This is a genomic window from Dactylosporangium sp. CA-139066 (assembly GCF_050936175.1).
GTDB lineage: Bacteria > Actinomycetota > Actinomycetes > Mycobacteriales > Micromonosporaceae > Dactylosporangium.
In genome coordinates this window covers 1,401,313-1,419,046 of record NZ_JBNJNH010000001.1, presented here as the reverse complement: position 1 = coordinate 1,419,046, position 17,734 = coordinate 1,401,313, and the positions used below count along the sequence as shown (strand labels likewise).

General features: G+C 73.1%; 18 protein-coding genes. 10 read left to right on the top strand and 8 right to left on the bottom strand.

Annotation, left to right across the window (positions count from 1 at the left end; genetic code table 11):
• Window positions 1-25 precede the first annotated feature (25 nt).
• From ACQEVU_RS06735 to ACQEVU_RS06725, 3 genes are all read right to left on the bottom strand, one after another.
• Window positions 26-886, bottom strand: coding sequence for a M15 family metallopeptidase (locus tag ACQEVU_RS06735; RefSeq protein ID WP_433321660.1), 861 nt, complete (start codon window positions 884-886; stop codon window positions 26-28).
• A gap of 182 nt (window positions 887-1,068) precedes the next feature.
• Window positions 1,069-1,554 carry a hypothetical protein gene (locus ACQEVU_RS06730; RefSeq protein WP_433321659.1) on the bottom strand — a complete coding sequence of 162 codons (486 nt, stop codon included), beginning with the start codon at window positions 1,552-1,554 and terminating at the stop codon, window positions 1,069-1,071.
• Window positions 1,539-4,262: a cation-translocating P-type ATPase gene (locus ACQEVU_RS06725; protein WP_433321658.1), complete on the bottom strand. Its 2,724-nt coding sequence runs from the start codon at window positions 4,260-4,262 to the stop codon at window positions 1,539-1,541. Before ACQEVU_RS06725 ends, ACQEVU_RS06730 begins: the two co-directional genes overlap by 16 nt.
• Before the next feature lie 138 nt (window positions 4,263-4,400).
• Between ACQEVU_RS06725 and ACQEVU_RS06720 the strand changes: the two genes are divergently transcribed.
• The 5 genes from ACQEVU_RS06720 (at window position 4,401) to ACQEVU_RS06700 (ending at window position 8,277) form a co-directional block, all read left to right on the top strand.
• On the top strand, window positions 4,401-4,784 hold the full coding sequence (locus tag ACQEVU_RS06720) for a YccF domain-containing protein (RefSeq protein WP_433321657.1): 384 nt from the start codon (window positions 4,401-4,403) through the stop codon (window positions 4,782-4,784).
• A gap of 93 nt (window positions 4,785-4,877) precedes the next feature.
• Window positions 4,878-6,752 carry a molecular chaperone DnaK gene (gene dnaK / locus ACQEVU_RS06715; protein WP_433321656.1) on the top strand — a complete coding sequence of 625 codons (1,875 nt, stop codon included), beginning with the start codon at window positions 4,878-4,880 and terminating at the stop codon, window positions 6,750-6,752.
• A 1-nt stretch (window position 6,753) separates the two neighbouring features.
• Window positions 6,754-7,215, top strand: coding sequence for a nucleotide exchange factor GrpE (locus ACQEVU_RS06710; RefSeq protein WP_433321655.1), 462 nt, complete (start codon window positions 6,754-6,756; stop codon window positions 7,213-7,215).
• Entirely contained in the window at window positions 7,205-7,990 is a 786-nt protein-coding gene (locus ACQEVU_RS06705; protein WP_433321654.1) for a DnaJ C-terminal domain-containing protein, read from the top strand. Before ACQEVU_RS06710 ends, ACQEVU_RS06705 begins: the two co-directional genes overlap by 11 nt.
• Window positions 7,987-8,277: a chaperone modulator CbpM gene (locus tag ACQEVU_RS06700; RefSeq protein ID WP_433321653.1), complete on the top strand. Its 291-nt coding sequence runs from the start codon at window positions 7,987-7,989 to the stop codon at window positions 8,275-8,277. The genes ACQEVU_RS06705 and ACQEVU_RS06700 overlap by 4 nt, the downstream gene beginning before the upstream one ends.
• A gap of 15 nt (window positions 8,278-8,292) precedes the next feature.
• Here the strand turns inward: ACQEVU_RS06700 and ACQEVU_RS06695 are convergent.
• From ACQEVU_RS06695 to ACQEVU_RS06680, 4 genes are all read right to left on the bottom strand, one after another.
• A protein-coding gene (locus tag ACQEVU_RS06695) for an IS5 family transposase (RefSeq protein ID WP_433319090.1) occupies window positions 8,293-9,203 on the bottom strand; the annotation gives its coding sequence in 2 pieces (ribosomal slippage) (window positions 8,293-8,805 and window positions 8,808-9,203; 909 coding nt in all).
• A 47-nt stretch (window positions 9,204-9,250) separates the two neighbouring features.
• Window positions 9,251-10,492 carry a glycoside hydrolase family 3 N-terminal domain-containing protein gene (locus tag ACQEVU_RS06690; RefSeq protein ID WP_433321652.1) on the bottom strand — a complete coding sequence of 414 codons (1,242 nt, stop codon included), beginning with the start codon at window positions 10,490-10,492 and terminating at the stop codon, window positions 9,251-9,253.
• A gap of 23 nt (window positions 10,493-10,515) precedes the next feature.
• Window positions 10,516-12,195: a sulfatase-like hydrolase/transferase gene (locus ACQEVU_RS06685; RefSeq protein WP_433321651.1), complete on the bottom strand. Its 1,680-nt coding sequence runs from the start codon at window positions 12,193-12,195 to the stop codon at window positions 10,516-10,518.
• A complete protein-coding gene (locus tag ACQEVU_RS06680; RefSeq protein WP_433321650.1) occupies window positions 12,195-12,905 on the bottom strand; it encodes a CDP-alcohol phosphatidyltransferase family protein in 711 nt (236 codons plus the stop codon). The genes ACQEVU_RS06685 and ACQEVU_RS06680 overlap by 1 nt, the downstream gene beginning before the upstream one ends.
• A gap of 126 nt (window positions 12,906-13,031) precedes the next feature.
• Between ACQEVU_RS06680 and ACQEVU_RS06675 the strand changes: the two genes are divergently transcribed.
• From ACQEVU_RS06675 to ACQEVU_RS06655, 5 genes are all read left to right on the top strand, one after another.
• A complete protein-coding gene (locus ACQEVU_RS06675; RefSeq protein ID WP_433321649.1) occupies window positions 13,032-14,000 on the top strand; it encodes a zinc-dependent alcohol dehydrogenase in 969 nt (322 codons plus the stop codon).
• A 13-nt stretch (window positions 14,001-14,013) separates the two neighbouring features.
• On the top strand, window positions 14,014-14,412 hold the full coding sequence (locus ACQEVU_RS06670) for a 6-pyruvoyl trahydropterin synthase family protein (protein ID WP_433321648.1): 399 nt from the start codon (window positions 14,014-14,016) through the stop codon (window positions 14,410-14,412).
• Window positions 14,409-15,539 carry a glycosyltransferase family 4 protein gene (locus ACQEVU_RS06665; RefSeq protein ID WP_433321647.1) on the top strand — a complete coding sequence of 377 codons (1,131 nt, stop codon included), beginning with the start codon at window positions 14,409-14,411 and terminating at the stop codon, window positions 15,537-15,539. The genes ACQEVU_RS06670 and ACQEVU_RS06665 overlap by 4 nt, the downstream gene beginning before the upstream one ends.
• A 117-nt stretch (window positions 15,540-15,656) precedes the next feature.
• Window positions 15,657-16,736 (top strand): lysylphosphatidylglycerol synthase transmembrane domain-containing protein, encoded by a 1,080-nt coding sequence (locus ACQEVU_RS06660; protein WP_433321646.1) that lies wholly within the window; start codon window positions 15,657-15,659, stop codon window positions 16,734-16,736.
• A gap of 9 nt (window positions 16,737-16,745) precedes the next feature.
• On the top strand, window positions 16,746-17,378 hold the full coding sequence (locus ACQEVU_RS06655) for a GTP cyclohydrolase II (protein ID WP_433321645.1): 633 nt from the start codon (window positions 16,746-16,748) through the stop codon (window positions 17,376-17,378).
• Between the two features lies 1 nt (window position 17,379).
• Here the strand turns inward: ACQEVU_RS06655 and ACQEVU_RS06650 are convergent, their stop codons facing one another.
• Window positions 17,380-17,700, bottom strand: a complete 321-nt coding sequence (locus ACQEVU_RS06650; protein ID WP_433321644.1) for a hypothetical protein — start codon at window positions 17,698-17,700, stop codon at window positions 17,380-17,382.
• Between the last annotated feature and the right edge of the window lie 34 nt (window positions 17,701-17,734).

Genomic DNA, 17,734 nt, shown 5'->3' with positions numbered 1-17,734 from the left:
GGCCTGGCGCTTCCAGCCGTAAGAATCAGGCCACGGGGAAGTCGTAGTACGTGTCCGGGAACGGCTCGTTCCGCAGCGTGTAGTGCCACCACTCCTTCGGATAGTTGGTGAACCCGCCGCCGGCCATGAGCCCCGTCAGCAGCTCGCGGTTGGCGCGCTGGGCCGGGCCCACCCCGCCGGCGGCGGTATGCGCGAGCGGGTCGAAGCAGTCGAACCCGGTACCCATGTCGACGGTGTTGTCGGGGAACCGCTCCCCCGCCGGCGAGGTGCACGGCACGAGCGGCGTCGCCGGGTCGTACGCCGGCTGGGAGCGGGCGGGCAGCGCCACGATCGTGAGGTCCATGGTGCTGCCGCGGCTGTGCGCGGTCGGCCCGCCGATGTACCCGTCGTCGAAGAGCCGCGACTTGGCCTCCTGCGGGTAGAACTCCCCCTTCATCCGCTGGTCGGCGTCGTGCGACCAGCGGACGAAGTCGTCGACGGCCCGCTGCGGCCGGTAGCAGTCGTAGACCTTGAGGCTGTACCCCTTCTCCAGCGCCTTCTGCTGCACGCCCTTCAACGCCTCGGCCGCCTTGCGCGCGAGCAGGCACCGCGGCCGCTCATACCCGGTGACGGGCCGCCCGACGAAGTTGTGCGCGGTCGCGTACCGGATGTCCTGCAGGATGGTCGGGTCCACATCGGACAGTGCCACGAACCCGTCCGGCAGCGGGGGGCTCGAGACGGACGGGCTCGCCGACGCGGCGGGCGGGGACGAGACCCCGGCCGGCGACGCGGACGGCGACGTGACCGGCGGACCGGACGGCGAGGGCGAGGGCGAGGGCGCTCCCCCGCAGGCGGCCAGCGCACCGAGGGTCACGAGCACCCCGGCGGCCGCGTTCAGCAGGCGCATGCCCGGATTCTCCCGTTCTCGCGGCGGTCGATGGCGAGCCGCCCGCCGCGGCCGACACTCGGCCGGTCGCTCACTGTCTCACGGCTGCTGTGCCGGGGGCCACAGCCGCCGGGCGGGAGTGCCGTGCCCGGCGATGCGCTCCGCGAGGACCCCCACCAGCGCCCGGCCGGGGCTAGACGCGACTAGTGCAGGGCCGCCTTGAGGACGACGAGGGCGACGCCGAAGCTGCCGGCGACGACCGTCGACACCACCCGCTCGGCGGCGCTGAGCCGGCCGCGGCCGCCGATCTCCCAGCCGGCCAGGCACAGCAGGCCGGTACTGCAGCCCAGCGCCGCGAGCACCGCCGGATACTGGCCGACACCGAGGAGGTCGAGGACGACGAGCACGGCGAGCGGCAGCGCCGAGGCGGTCACGATCTCCCAGCCGCGGGACAGCTCCCGCCGCACCACCGACCACGCCGGCCGCCGCCCGTCGTGGATGCGCTCGGCGACGAGGCGCGCGTAGCGCTCGGCGCTCCAGTAGACGACGAGCGCGAACAGCACCGCGACCGCCGTCGCCGCCGCCGAGTGCGCGTGCGAGGTCGCCATGACGGCGGCGCTGACGATGACGCCGTAGATGCCGGCGGCGGTGCCCTCCTCGGTGGGCTGCAGGATCAGCCGGCCCGGCACTGCCCGGCCACCCCCGCCGTCGCGCGGAGGCGGGCCTTGCGCGCCTCCGTGAGGACGATGACGGACAGGGATGCGACGAGGCACACCAGCCACTGGCCCAGGCTCAGGCCGACCGTGTGCAGCAGCCGCTGGAACAGGCCGAGCTCGGTGGCCAGCACGATCGCGAGCAGCGACAGGCCGCTGGTGAGCAGGAAGCGGTGGTCCTCGAACGTGTCGAGGCTGAACACCGAGCGGGTCTCGCTGCGCACGGTCAGCGCCAGGAACAGGTTCAGCAGCGAGAACGTGGTCAGGCCCATGGTGCGGGCGACCGCGATGCCGTAGGCGGCGTCGGCCGCGGCGATGACGGCCAGGGTGGTGGCGCCGAGCACCACGCCGACGACGGCCAGCCAGCCCAGGGTCCGGCCGGGCAGCAGGGCCTCGTCGCCGCGGCGCGGCGGGCGGTCCATGAGATCCGGCTCGGGGCGGCCGTAGCCGAGGCCGATCGCCTGGAACACCTGGGTCGTGAAGTTCACCCACAGCGTCTGCAGCGGCAGGAACGGCACGCCGGCGGCGATGCCGAGCACGCTCGCACCGAGGAACGTGGCGATGAACCCGATGAGGGCGCCCATCTGGAAGAAGACGTACCGCTTGAGGTTGTCGTACAGCGCCCGCCCGATGGCGACGGCCTTGACGATGGTGGCGAAGTCGTCGTCGGTGAGGATCATCGCGGCGGCCTCCTTGGAGACCTCCGTGCCGGTGATGCCCATCGCGATGCCGATGTCGGCCCGCTTGAGCGCCGGCGCGTCGTTGACCCCGTCGCCGGTCATCGCCACGATGTGGCCCTTGCGGCGCAGGATCTCCACGAGCCGCACCTTGTGCTCGGGCGTGACGCGGGCGATCACGCCGATGTCGTCGATCTCGGCGAGCGCCTCCTCGTCGCTCATCGCGCCGAACTCGGCGCCGGTGATGGCGCGCCCGTCGATGCCGAGCTGGCCGGCGATCGCACCGGCCGTGACCGCGTGGTCGCCGGTGATCATGCGCACCTGGATGCCGGCCGCCTTGGCCGTCGCGATCGCGTCGCGGGCCTGGGGTCGCGGCGGGTCGACGATGCCGGCCAGCGCGAGCAGCGTGAGCCGGTCGAGGGCGCCGAGCAGGTCGGCGCGCGGGTCGAACGTCCGCGCGTCGAAGTCCTGCCGGGCGGTCGCCATCACGCGCAGCCCCCGGCCGGCCATGCGTTCGTTCTCGTCGAGGTACCGCCGGCGCAGCTCGTCGTCGAGCGGCGTCGTCCCGCCGTCGGGCGTCACGACCGATTCCGCGCGGGCGAGCAGCTGGTCCGGGGCGCCCTTGACGTAGCAGCGCACGACGTCGTCGTCGATCCGGTGGAACGTCGCCATCAGCTTGTACGCCGCGTCGAACGGCACCTCCGCGAGCCGGGGGTAGCGCTGCCGCGTCTCCGCCACGTCGAGGTGGCCCTTCTCGGCGAGCACCACGAGCGCGCCCTCGGTCGGGTCGCCGACGAGCTGCCCGCCGGTGACGACGGCGTCGCCGGCGAGGGCCATCGGCAGCAGGAAGGGCTCCAGCGGTATGTCGGGATCGCCCGCCGTGTGCCGGACGTCCCCCTCGGTGCCGTAGCCGGTACCGGTGACGGTGTAGCGGCGGCCGGGGATCGCCAGCTCCGTCACCGTCATCTGGTTGAGCGTCAGCGTCCCCGTCTTGTCCGAGTTGATGGCCGAGGTCGAGCCGAGCGTCTCGGTGGAGCGCAGCCGCTTGACGATCGCGTCGGCGCGGGCCAGCAGCTGCGTGCCCAGCGACAGGATCGTCGTCACCACGGCCGGCAGGCCGGTCGGGATGGCCGAGATCGCGAACGCGATCGCCGCCAGGAACACGACGTCGAAGCTGTTGCCGCGGTACAGGTTCAGCCCCACCGACACCAGCAGCGCGACGCCGGCGACGAGCAGGATCTGGTTGGTCAGCTTCGACAGCTGCCGGGTCAGCGGCGTCGGCGCCTCCCCGCCCGCCTGCAGCAGCCCGGAGATCCGCCCGACCTCGGTCGCCATCCCGGTCGCGGTGACGACGAGCGCGCCGGTGCCGCGGGTGACGTTCGTGTGCATGTACGCCATGTCGACCCGGTCGCCGAGCGCCGCCGCGACCGCGGCGAGCTGGTCGGCGTCCTTGGCCACCGGCAGGCTCTCCCCGGTCAGCGCAGACTCGTCGATCTCGAGCCGGGTGCTGCGCACGAGCCGCCCGTCGGCCGGCACGCGGTCGCCGGCCTCGACGAGCACGACGTCGCCGGGGACGAGCTCCTCGGCCGGCACGGAGGCGAGCTCGCCGCCGCGGCGCACCCGGGCCCGCGTGACCATGGCCTGCTGCAGTGCGGAGACGGCGGCCGCCGCCTTGCCCTCCTGCCGCAGGCCGAGCACGGCGTTGAGCAGGGTGAGCGCGATGAGCAGCAGGCCGGTGCCGTACTGATGCAGCGGGTACAGGCTGCCCAGGCCCGCGCACAGCAGCACGATCTGCATCGGGTCGGCGTACTGGCGCAGGAACGCCCGCCAGCGCCGCTCGCTGCGGGCCGCGGTGAAGCGGTTCGGCCCGTAGCGTTCGCGGCGGGTCTCGACCTCGCCCGCGGGCAGCCCGGCGGGCTCCTCGACGCGTTCGGCGGCGAGCGCCTCGGCGGCGGACATCGCGTGAAAGGGCCGGTCGTCGGCCTCGGGGAGCACTGAGGTGGCCATCGGCGGACGCCTCCAGTCGGGGGAACGGGGCTCGCGGCGGCGAGATATACCCGGCCGCCGCGGATCAACCGCGCGCAGGCCCCGGCTCACCCGGATCCTCACCAGCCGGATTTTGCATCGGTACGCCATGATCGAGGCGTGATTCGCTTCGTCCTGAATGTGCTGTGGTTCATCTTCGGCGGCGGCCTGGTGCTGTTCCTCGGCTACGCACTGGCCGCGCTCATCTGCTTCGTGCTGGTGGTGACGATCCCCTTCGCGATCGCCTCGTGGCGCCTGGCCGTGTACTCGCTGTGGCCCTTCGGCCGGACCGTGCGCGCCAAGCCGGGCGGCGCCGGTGTCGCCAGCGGCATCGGCAACGTCCTGTGGGTCGTGCTGGCCGGCTGGTGGCTCGCGCTCACGCACATCAGCGCCGGCATCACGCTGTGCGTGACCATCATCGGCATCCCGTTCGGCATCGCCCACTTCAAGCTGGTGCCGGTCGCCTTCTGGCCCCTCGGCCGGGAGATCGTCGACCTGGACTGACGACGGGCTCATCCGGGGCAGAGGAAGGCACCCGGAGTACACCCGCGCAATCTCGGATCCGAGGACGTCACGCGTCGGAAGGATCTGAGACCCATGGCCAGGGCAGTAGGCATCGATCTCGGAACGACCAACTCGGTGATCGCCGCGTTCGAGGGCGGCCACCCGACCGTGATCACCAATGCGGAGGGCAGCCGGACCACGCCCTCCGTCGTCGCGTACACACCCTCGGGCGAACGGCTCGTCGGGCACCTCGCCCGGCGCCAGGCGGCGCTCAACCCCGACGGCACCATCACCTCCGCCAAGCGCTTCATCGGCCGGCGCTTCGACGAGATCGAGGAAGAGGCGAAGACCGTCACCTACCAGGTCGTGCCCGGGCCCGAGGGCGCGGTCCGGTTCGACGTGCGGGGCAAGCAGATCTCGCCGGAGGAGGTCTCCGCGCAGGTACTGCGAAAGCTCGCCGACGACGCCGCGAAGTACCTCGGCGAGAAGGTGACCGAGGCCGTCGTCACCGTGCCCGCGTACTTCAACGACGCCCAGCGCCAGGCCACCAAGGACGCCGGGCGCATCGCCGGGCTCGAGGTGCTGCGCATCATCAACGAGCCGACCGCGGCCGCCCTCGCCTACGGCCTGGACAAGGCCGGCCACGAGACGGTGCTCGTGTTCGACCTCGGCGGCGGCACGTTCGACGTGAGCATCCTCGACGTCGGCGACGGCGTCGTGGAGGTGCGCGCGACCGCCGGCGACACGCACCTGGGCGGCGACAACTTCGACCACCGCCTCGTCGACCACCTCGCCGAGGAGTTCAAGCGGGCCGAGGGCATCGACCTGCGCAAGGACCCGCAGGCGCTGCAGCGGCTCACCGAGGCGGCCGAGCGGGCCAAGATCGAGCTGTCGACGGTGCCGCAGGCGCAGGTCAACCTGCCGTTCATCACCGCCGACGCCAACGGGCCCAAGCACCTCACCACGACCGTTACGCGCGCGGTGTTCGAGGAGCTCACGCACGACCTGCTCGAGCGGACGATGGGCCCGGTGCAGCAGGCGATGAGCGACGCGCGCATCAGCGAGGGCGACCTCGACGAGGTGATCCTCGTCGGCGGCGCGACCCGCATGCCGGCCGTGCAGGCGCTGGTGCGCCGGCTCACCGGCGGCAAGGACCCGAACATGAGCGTCAACCCGGACGAGGTCGTCGCGCTCGGCGCCGCGATCCAGGCCGGCGTGCTCAAGGGCGACGTGCGCGACGTCGTGCTGCTCGACGTCACCCCGCTGTCGCTGGGCGTGGAGACCCTCGGCGGCCTGATGACGAGGATCATCGAGCGCAACACCACCATCCCGACGCGGCGCACCGAGACGTTCACCACGGCCGAGGACAACCAGCCCGCGGTGGAGGTGGTCGTGCTGCAGGGCGAGCGCGAGCGCGCCGCCGACAACCGGGTGCTCGGCCGGCTGCGGCTGGAGAACATCCGGCCCGCCCCGCGGGGCGGCCCGCAGATCGAGGTCACCTACGACATCGACGCCAACGGCATCCTGAACGTCTCGGCCAAGGACCGCGACACCGGCGGCGAGCAGCAGATCACCGTCACCGAGAGCGGCACGCTGGACAAGGCCGACGTCGAGCGGATGGTTCGCGAGGCCGAGCAGCACCGCGCCGACGACGAGCGGGTGCGCCGGGCGGTCGAGTCGCGCAACGAGCTCGACAGCGCCGCGTACCAGGTGCAGCGCGTCCTCGACGAGCGCGGCGATCGGGTGCCGGAGCACGAGCGCGCCCGGGCCGAGCTGCTCATTCAGCAGGCCCGCGATGCGGTCAAGGACCCCGACGCCGACCAGGCCCGGATGCAGAGCATCACCGCGGACCTGCGCCAGGTCTCCTTCGGCCTGGCCGGCGCCGCGACGGCGCAGCAGCCGTCGCAGCAGCAACGGGCGCCGAGCGCCGACGAGGACATCGTGGACGCCGACTTCACGGGCGGCTGAGATGTCGGCGGAGCCACAGGAGCCGGTCGAGGCGATCGACTGGGAGGAGCGGTGGCGCCGCGCCGCCGCCGACGCCGACAACGCCCGCAAGCGCTGCGAGCGGCTCGTCGCCGAGCGGACCACGGCCGAGCGGCAACGGGTGGCGGCGGCGTGGCTGCCGGTGCTCGACCACCTGGAACTGGCGCTGCAGCACGCCGAGGCGGACCCGCAGGCGATCGTGCAGGGCGTCGCCCACGTGCGGCAGGAGGCCCGAGACGTGCTCGAGCGGCTCGGCTTCGAGCCGCTCGGCATGCCGGGCGAGCAGTTCGACCCGGCCCTGCACGAGGCGGCCGAGGCGGTGATCGACCCGCAGTCGCCGCCCGGCACGGTGGTGCGCGTGGTCCGCCCGGGCTATGGCGGCCCCGGCGGCCTGCTGCGCCCGGCCGTCGTCGCCGTGTCGAAGGAGAGCGGCGATGGAGGTTGACTACTACGACGTCCTCGGCGTGCCGGAGACGGCGAGCGCCGATGAGATCCAGCGGGCGTACCGGATGCTGGCCCGCCGCGCGCACCCGGACGTCGACAAGGAGCCGGGCGCCGAGGAGCGCTTCAAGCAGATCACCGAGGCGTACCACGTGCTGTCGGACCCGCAGCGCCGGGCCGAGTACGACCAGCCGGCCCCGACGTTTCGCGACTTCGACCTCACCGACCTGTTCGGCCGCATGGGTTCGGTGCCGGGCGCGGACACCGAGGCCCAGGTCACGATCTCGCTGGAGGACTCCTACCGCGGCGGCAAGCGCACCGTGACGCTGCCCGACGTGGGCCGCTACGAGGTCACCATCCCGCGCGGGATCACCGACGGGCAGCGCATCCGCCTGCCCGGGCGGGGCTCACAGGGGTTCGGCGGCGGTCCGCCCGGCGACCTGTACCTCGTGATCCGGCTGCGGCCCGACCCGCGCTACCAGCTCTCCGGCCGCGACGTCACCGTGCGGCTGCCCGTCACCCCGTGGGAGGCCGAGCTCGGCGCGAAGGTGCCGCTGACCACGCCGGGCGGCGAGATCCGCGTCGACGTGCCGCCGGGCTCATCCACCGGCCGCCGGCTGCGGCTGCGCGGGCAGGGCCTGCCGAACCCGCGCGGCAACCCCGGCGACCTCTACGCCGAGATCAGGATCATGGTCCCGCCGCACCCGGACGCCACCGAACGGCGGCTGTTCGAGGAGCTGGCGCGGGTCTCCACCTACAACCCCCGGAGCAACGGATGAGCCTCGCCATCGTGTACCGCGAGTCGATGTCGCTCGACGCGTTCGCCGCGGCGGCGGGCGTGCACCCGCAGCTCGTCATGCGCTTCGTCGCGCTCGGCCTGCTAGAGCCGGTCCGGGGCGAGCGGGGCGAGCCGCTGTTCCCGGGTGGGCAGCTGGCCCGCCTGGCCCGCATCCGGCGGCTGCGGGCCGCCCTCCCGCTCAACTACGCCGCGGTCGGCGTGGTGCTCGACCTGCTCGCCCGCATCGACGATCTCGAGGAAGAACTGCGGAGGCGGCCGTCGGCCTGAACCGGCTCACCGAGACTAGGTCGTGTCTCGTGGATCTTTGGTGAGGTCGCGTAGCCAGATCTTCATCGTGGCGATGTCGACGGTGGCCCGGAACATGTAGTCGCGTTTGTCGTACCTGGTCGCCACGGCGCGGAACTGCTTGAGTTTGTTGATGCAGCGTTCGACGGTGTTGCGCTGTTTGTAGCGTTCGCGATCGAAGTTGGGTGGCCGGCCGCCGTGGGAGCCTTTCTTGCGGCGGTTGGCCGCCTGGTCGGCCTTGACCGGGATGGTCGCGGTGATGCCCCGTCGGCGCAGGTGCGTCCGGATCGCCTTGGACGAATATGCCTTGTCGGCCAGGACGTGCCCGGGCCGGGTCCGGGGACGCCCGCGCCGGCGCTGCACTCGGATACCGGTCATCACCTGCGCGAAGCCGGTGCAGTCGGCGCGTTGCCCCGGCGTGGTGTGCCGGGAGATCGGCCGGCAGCGCCGGTCCGCGGCGAGGTGCAGCTTCGTCGTCAGCCCGCCCCGGGACCGTCCGAGGCACTCCCGGCCGCCCGATTCGTCCTTTGCTGCTTCCCCTTTTTCGGATGGTCGACGGCTGGGGCATGGCGGGCGCCGGCGGCGTGCGGGTGCGCCCGGATCGAGGAACTGTCCACGGACACGGTCCAGTCCTCGCCTTCCTCGGCGTCGCAGTCGATGCGCAGCGTGTCGCAGATCCGCATCCAGGTGCCGTCGATAGCCCAGCGACGTTTTCGCTGGTAGACCGTCTTCCACGGGCCGAACCGCTCGGGGAGGTCCCGCCAGGTGATCCCAGTGCGTTCCCGGAACAGGATCGCCGAGACCACCGTGCGGTGGTCCCGCCAGCGACCACCACGCGGTGGATCAGGCGGCAGCAGCGGCTGCAGCAACGCCCATTCCTCATCAGTCAGCTCATGCCGTCGAGACACAGCCGTCTATTTACCGCATCCGACACCGATGATCCACGAGACACGCCCTAGCAGTGAGCGAGACCGGCGCGGATCTTGCTCTGCACGACCCGGGTCGCCGACTCCTTGACCCGGGCGGCGAACGCCGGGTCGGCCTTGGCCGCAGCGACCAGGGCGTCGGACATCGGGCCGGCGTCCTGCGGCCGCACGCTGAGCACGACGTCGCCGCCGGCCTTGACGAACTTGACGGCCCGCTGGCCGACCGGCGTCGCGCCGACCGCCTCGGCCGCGCCGAGGTCGTCGGAGAGCACCAGCCCGGTGAAGCCCATCTTGCCGCGCAGCAGGTCCGTGACGATCGCGGACGAGAACGCGGCGACGTTGTCCTTGTCGAGCTTCGGGTACGTCGCCGAGGAGATCATCACCGCGGCCGACCCGGCCGCGATGCCGCTGGCGAACGGCTTCAATGACGCGTCGTCGGCGGTGGTGAGGTCGTCGCGGGCCCCGGTCGAGGTGTCGGTGTTGACCCGCACCCGGCCCAGGCCGGGGAAGTGTTTGAGGGTGGTGAGCACGCCGGCGCCCTGGATCGCGCCGACCACGACCGCCACGTCGGCGGCGACGGGGTCGGCCGTGGCGCCGTACTGCCGCTCGAACCCGCCGATCGGCGGGTTGGCCTTGCCGACGCTCGCCGGCACCACGTCGGCCACCGGCGCCAGGTCGATCGTGACGCCGATGTCCTTGAGCCGGGCGGCCCACTCGGCGGTGCGGGCCTTGAGCGTCGCCTCGTCGAGCTTGCCCTGCTCGACCCCGGACGGGATGGCCGGGAAGTCGGCCCCCTTGAGGGTCTGGACCTGGCCGCCCTCCTGGTCGATGCCGATCTGCAGGGCCAGCCCGGTCGCCTTCTGCGACGCGTCCTGCAGCTGCCCGATCGCCTGGCGCATCGAGGCGGCCGTCGCCGAGCTGCGGCCGGCCAGGAAGATGCCGCCCAGGTGGTACTTCTGGATGGTCTGCGTCGCGTTCAACGCCGAACCGATCGGGGTGCCGATCATGAGCAGCTGACCGGCCTGCTGCTCGATCGGCAGCCTGGCGACCAGCGTGGTGGCGCAGTCACCCCCGCTCGCCGACGGCGCCGGCGCCGGCCCGGGGTTGGCCTGGCTGGTCGAGCTGGCGGCGTTCGGCGCGGCCTCGTCGCCCGAGCCGCTGAACCCGGCGACCGCCACGACGACGCCCGCCGCGACGAGTGCCGCCGCGACGGTGATGACGGCCCACATCGGAAACGGGCCGATGCCTGCACGGCGTGATCCTCCCGGCATCCGTTGAGCATACGGACCACGGGTTACTGGTACGCGGTCAGGAATCTGTCGCGGAAGGCGTTCATCGGCCACACGGCGGCCTTCGGGTCGGGCCGCAGGCCGGGCTGCCATCCCCAGCCGTCGATGCGCTGCAGCACCTTCGGGTCCTTGGCCACGATCGTGATCGGCACGTCGTGGCTGGCCTGGTCGCCGACGATGATCGGGGAGGGCTGGTGGTCGCCGAGAAACACCACGACGAGGTTGTCGTCGCCGTACGTCTGGATGTACGAGATGAGGCTGCTCAGCGAGTACACGATCGAGTTGCGGTACGCGGTGCGGATCTTCTCCGACGTGCGCCAGGCGACGTCCGGCGGGTCGCCGGCGGTGCTCATCGAGCTGTACACCGTCCCGTCCCCGACCTCGTCCCAGCCGACCAGCTGCGGGATCGGCGTCCACGGCGCGTGGCTGGACACCAGCGGCATCTCGGTGAACGTCGGCGGGTGGCCCGGCCCGCGCTCCAGCCGCTGGTACGCCGCGAGCGTGAACTGGTCCGGCACCGGCACGTAGCTGAACTTCGGGCCCTTGTAGCCGATGGTCCGGGAGTCGTACAGCTCGTGGTACTGGAAGAACTTGCCCTCCGGCCAGTCCCGGTCGTTGGCCGGCATGATCCCGGCCACGTGCCAGCCGGCCCGCCGGAACGCGGCGTTGAGCGTGAACCGGTCACTGGCCAGCAGCGTCTCGGAGCGCTGCGCGTTGTCGACCCACAGGCCCGACAGGATCGTCTCGTGCGCCATCCAGCTGCCGCCGCCGGTGATCGGCGAGGTCAGGAACGCGCTGCGGGCCTCGAAGCCCTTGGCCGCCAGCGCCTGCGTGCCCTGGTCGAGCGTCGCGTCGACCTGCGGCGCGTACTGCGGGTTCTCCACCGCGTCGCGCCCGTAGCTCTCCACGAACGTGAACAGCACGTCCTTGCCGCGCAGGGCGGTGAGCAGCTGCGAGCCCGGCACGTCGCGGAACGCGTCGACGGCGGCCTGCGAGCCGAACTTCTTGCCGTCGTTGATGTCGCGCCGCACGAGCGCGACCTGGTCGCCGAGCGTGCCGGTGGCGCCGTCGGAGGCGACCGGCAGCCCCTGCGCGGCCTGCACGTTGAACAGCGCGAGCACGGCCCACGCGCCGGCCAGGATCGCGGTGGCGCGGGTGGTGCCCTTCCGGTACCGCAGCGCGAGGCGCCCGAGCCGGCGCAGCGCCAGTGTCATGACGACCGGGACGGCGAGCACGATGAGCCCGAGCACCACGGCGACGGCGATCGCCGCGGGCCGCCCGAGCGAGGAGCTGACGAGCCCGAACGCCGGCCCGAACAGCACCCAGTCGAGCACGGGGTCGAACGGCCGCGACAGCGCGGTGTAGAACCCGAGGTTGAACAGCCGCACGATGACCAGCACGCCGAGGATGACGCCGGCCACGCTCAGCACGGCGGTTCGCCAGTGCCCCCGCGCGGCCAGGAACAGCGCGACGAGCAGCAGCCCCTCGATCGGGATGCGGATGAACGCGCCGAGGCTGAACTCGGTCAGGCGGTCGGGGCTGACCAGGGTGAAGTACACGACCGCGGCCCCGAGGACCGTCCCGATCCATCGCAGGACGCTTCCGGCACGGGCTCGCGCGCGGGACTTCTTCTCGGGCGCGGCCGGTTCCGGCTCGGTGGTTTCGAGTGCGGTGTCGATGGCCATCAGGATGACACCGCCACCCGCAGCGACTGCCGGCGCCAGCGCCACAGCACCTCGGAGCCGAACGACTCGACGAGGAACAGCAGCGCGACGGCCACGGCGGCGGTCGCGACCGCCGGCGGCAGGAGGCCCGACGCCGCGATCGCCAGCGTCACGCCCTGCATCGCCGCGACCACCTTCCGCCAGTACCGCGGCGGGACCGGCCCGCGCAGCCACGGCACCAGCGACGTCGCGAGCCAGATCACGTAGCGCATCGCCCCGATCGCCAGGACCCAGGCCCCGACCGACTCGGCGACGAACGCGCTGAGCACCAGGATCAGCCAGGCGTCGGTCTCCATGTCGAAGCGCGCCCCGAGTTGCGTGACGCCGCCGGTACGCCGCGCGACGTTGCCGTCCACCGCGTCGAGGGCCAGCGCGATCGCACTGAGCGTGCACAGCACCGTCACCGGCGCGGGCCGGGTGAAGGAGTCCGCGGTCAGCGCGGCGACGCCGCCGACGAGCCCGGCCCGGGTGGCCGTCACCCAGTTCGCCGCCCCGAACGTCTGCGCGCCGGAGCGTTGCAGCCCGTGACCGAGCGCCACGAACGTGACGAGCCCGCTGCTCAGGCCGACCACCCAACCGGCCGTGCCGAGCCCGGCACTCGCCGCCAGGACGGCCAGCACCGCGACGTGGAAGATCAGGCCTGTGACCGGACCGGTTCGAACCCTCGGCATCATCGCTCCGTGTACGTGGTGTGGTTGCTGACCATGGACCCGACAATGCATACGCGTACGGTGCCGTGACGGTTCGATCTCGCCGGAGTCCCCGGTTGAGGGACAGTTGTCTGAAGGGAGGCCGCGGTGCGTGAGGCCCGGGCCTTTTGGGCCACCGGTTCCGGTGGCGACATCCGGTCGGCTCCGCTGGCCGCGCCCGGCGAGGGCGAGGTCCTGGTGCGCACGCTCTACTCGGGTGTGAGCCGCGGCACCGAGACGCTGGTGTTCGCGGGCCGGGTCCCGGCCGACCAGCACGACGCCATGCGCGCGCCGTTCCAGGAGGGCGACTTCCCGTTCCCGGTGAAGTACGGCTACCTCAACGTGGGCGTGGTCGAGGCCGGCCCGCCCGCCCTCCTGGGCCGCGCGGTGTTCTGCCTCTATCCGCATCAGAGCGCTTATGTGGTACCGCAGGAATCGGTCATCCCCGTCCCGGACGGCGTGCCACCGCGCCGCGCGGTCCTCGCCGGGACCGTGGAGACGGCGGTCAACGCCCTGTGGGACGCCGCCCCGCTGATCGGCGACCGGGTGACGGTGCTCGGCGCCGGCATGGTCGGCTGCTGCGTGGCGGCCCTGCTGCGCAGCGTGCCCGGCGCCGAGGTCGAGCTGGTCGACACCGACCCGTCGCGCCGCGCGATCGCCGAGGCACTGGGCGTGACGTTCGCCTCGCCGGACACCGCTTCCGGCTCCCGCGACCTGGTCGTCCACGCGAGCGCCACCCAGGCCGGCCTGCAGCGCTCGCTGGAGCTGCTGCGCCCGGAGGCAACGGTGATCGAGCTCAGCTGGTACGGCGACCGCCCCGTCGCGGTCTCCCTCGGCGGCGCCTTCCACTCGGGCCGCCTCACGATCCGCAGCAGCCAGGTCGGCACCGTCTCGCCCGCCCGCGCGTCCACCCGCACGTACGCCGACCGCCTGGCCCTCGCCCTGCGCCTGCTGCGCGACGAGGCCTTCGACGCCCTCATCACCGGCGAGTCGCCGTTCGAGGATCTGCCGAGCGTCCTGTCACGACTGGCGGACGGAACGCTGCCGGCCCTGTGCCACGTCATCACCTACACCTGAGGAGCCCGTAAGCGTGTACAGCCTCACCGTCCGTGACCACATGATGATCGCCCACAGCTTCCGCGGCGAGGTCTTCGGCCCGGCCCAACGCCTCCACGGCGCCACGTACGTCGTGGACGTGACGTTCTTCCGCTCCGAGCTCGACGCCGACAACCTGGTGGTCGACATCGGCCTCGCGGCGGAGGAGCTGAAGGGGGTCCTGTCGGCCCTGAACTACCGCAACCTGGACGACGACCCGGACTTCGCCGGCGTGAACACGTCGACGGAGATGCTCGCCGCCGTGGTCGCCGACCGCCTGGCCGCCCGGGTCGCGGCCGGCGCGCTGGGCACCGGCGCCGGCGGCCTGGAGCGCATCTCGGTCACGCTGCGCGAGTCCCACATCGCCTGGGCCACGTACGAGCGCCCTCTGTGACTGCCGCAGCGTCGTCCGTCGACGTGGCCGCCACACCGTGGTCCGTCGATGTCGTGCTGCCCAACGACATCGACGACCCCACCGGCCCGAGCGGCGGCAACCGGTACGACCGCGAGGTCTGCACCGGCCTGGCCGCCCTCGGCTGGTCGGTCCGCGAGCACCCCGCCCGCGGCGCGTGGCCCGCCCCGTCGCCGGACGACCTGGCGGCGCTCGGCCGGCGGCTGACGACGATGCCCACGGGCTCGCCGGTGCTGGTCGACGGCCTGGTCGCCTCGGCCGCGCCCGACACGATGGCGGCCCACGCCGGGCGGCTGCGCCTGGTCGTGCTCGTGCACATGCCCTTCGGCGACACCGACGCGGCGGCCCGCCCCGGCGAGCGCCGCGCGCTGGGCGCCGCGACCGCGGTCATCGCCACCTCCGAGTGGACCCGGCGGCGCCTCATCGAGCTGTACCCCCTCCCGCCCGTCACGGTGGCCACCCCCGGCGTCGCCGCCGCCGCGGTCGCGCCGGGCACGGGGACCGGCGGCGCGCTGCTGAGCGTCGCCGTGCTCGGCCCCCACAAGGGCCAGGACGTCCTGGTCGAGGCCCTGACCCGCATCGCCGGCCGGGCACGTGGTCGTCCGCCGGGATGGGCTCGGGACTGGACCTGGGTCTGCGCCGGCGCGCTGGACCGCGACCCGGCCTTCGTCCGCGCCCTGCGCTCCCGCGTGGACGCCGCGGCCCTCACCGGCCGCGTCCACTTCCCCGGCCCGCGGACCGGCGCCTCGCTGGACGCGCTGTACGCCGCCGCCGACCTGCTCGTCCACCCGTCGCGCGGCGAAACGTACGGCATGGTCGCCGCCGAGGCCCTGGCCCGCGGCATCCCGGTCCTGGCGACCACGGCGAAGGGCCTGCCGGACGCCGTCGGCCGCGCAGAGACCGGGATCGTCCCCGGCCTGCTGGTCCCGCCGGACGACCCGGAGGCGCTGGCCGCCGCCCTCGAACGCTGGCTCGGCGACCACACCCTGCGACAGACCCTGCGCGCCGCGGCACTTTCCCGCCGCTCGACCCTTACCGACTGGTCCGTTACGGCAGGCATCATCGCCGACACGCTGCGCAATCTTCCGGCTTCCATGATTGCTTTCTGACATTCGGCGGCGCGGCGGACGCGGATCTGAACCCGGCGGCCCATCTCGGCGTATGACAAGAGAGATCCCTCGAACGCGATCCCCGTTGAACGCGATCCCCGTTGAAGGAGCCCGCCGATGCAGCGCCCCGACGTCGCTACGCGCCCCGAGCTCGCGGGCGCCACGACGGCGGCCACGCCCGCGGGCCGGGATCGACCGCCGACTCCGTTCGGCAGCGACGACCGGGCGGCGGACGGGGTGGACGGCGACGCCCGGGTCGGCGCTGCGGGTGGTGGGCGGACGCGGGTGCGGGTGCCGTGGGGGCTGGTGCGCACGATCGGCGGCGTTGCGGTGCTCGGGCTGCTTGTGTGGCGGCTCGGGAGCGGGCCGTTCCTGGCCGGGCTGCGGATGATCGACGCGTGGGCGCTCGGCGTGGCGCTGGCCGTCGGGGCGGCCACCATCGTGGCGTGCGCCTGGCGGTGGCGGATCGTCGCGCGCGGGCTCGGGCTGCAGCTGCCGCTGCGCACCGCGGTCGCGGACTGTTACCGCGCCGTCCTGATCAACTCCACGCTGCCGGGCGGGGTCCTCGGCGACGTCGACCGGGCCGTCGGGCACGGGCGGGAGCGCGGGGATCTCGGGCGCGGGATCCGGGCCGTCGTGTGGGAGCGCAGCGCGGGGCAGGTCGTGCAGTGCGCGCTCGCGCTCGGGCTGCTCTGGGCGCTGCCGTCGCCGGTGCGGGCGTACGTGCCCCGCATCGCCCTCGTGCTCGGCGCCGCCGCGGCCGTGTTCGCGCTGCTCGCCCTCGTCGCTGGGCGTCGAGGCCCGGCCGGCTGGCGGCGGGCGGTACGGACCGTGCGCACCGATGTACGCCGCGTGCTGCTCACCCGGCACGTCTGGCCCGGCGTCGTGTTCTTCTCCGCCGTTGCGGTCGGTGGTCACCTCGTCACGTTCCTGGTCGCCGCGCGCACCGCCGGCCTGACCGCCCCCGCGACCCAGCTGCTGCCGCTGACGCTGCTGGCGCTGCTGGCGATGGGCGTGCCGGCGAACATCGGCGGTTTCGGCCCCCGCGAGGGCGTCGCCGCCTGGGCGTTCGGCGCCGCCGGACTGAGCGCCGCCGATGGAGTCGCAACGGCGACCGTCTACGGGGTACTGGTGTTGGTGTCGAGCCTTCCCGGCGTCGCGGTCCTGCTCTTCCGCCGACGCGCCGTGGCCAGCTGAAGGAGAAGGATGTTCGAAACTCTGCCCGGGGCAACGATGCGCACGCAGGTGACCGTGCCGCTGCGCCTCCTCGACGGGTACACCACCACCGCCCGCCTGTTCTCGTTCAACGGCCTCGTCGACGGGCGCGAGCACGTCGCGTTCGGGCTCGGTGACTGGGCCGCCGCGCTGCGCCGCAGCGCCGACGGGGGCGCCGCCCCACTGGTCCGCCTGCACAGCGAATGCCTGACCGGTGACATCTTCGGCAGCCAGCGCTGCGACTGCGGCCCGCAGCTGCGCGAGGCGATCGAGCGGATCACCGACAAGGGCGGCTTTCTGCTGTACTTGCGCCAGGAGGGCCGCGGCATCGGCCTGTACTCGAAGCTCGACGCGTACGCGCTGCAGGACACCGGCCTGGACACGTACGAAGCGAACATCGCCCTCGGTCACGCGGAGGACGAGCGCGACTACTCGGCGGCGGCCCAGATGCTCGACGCGCTGGGCGTCCCGCGGATCGCGCTGCTCACCAACAACCCCGACAAGGCCGACCAGCTCGACCGCCTCGGCGTCAAGGTGGCGAGCGTGGTGCCGACCGGCGTGTTCCTGAGCCCGGCGAACGCCGGGTACCTGGCGGCAAAGGCGAACCGTGCCGCGGCAAGGTGAGTCAGCGCCGCCGCGCAACGTGGCGGCGACTCCCCGCAAGGAGCGGGCACCCGGCATGGTCGCGCTCCGCGATGCAGCGACCACTTTCGGTCGCCACGACCCGGCCGGCCGCGACGCCGACGCTCCCGCGCGCGACCCGGACGCCGGCCGCGAACCCGCCGGACTTGTCCGCGAGCACGGCGAGCCACGGCCAGAACGCGGCGCCGCGGGGGACGAAGACGGCGGGGCGGGGCGCGAGCGTGGCGTGGCCGAGCGTGCGCGTCGCGGCGCTGAGCGTGTGCGCGGCGATGGCGATGACGAATGGGGCGCCGCGGTAGCACAACGTGTCGCTGCGACTGCTCCGCGCGAGCGGCCGT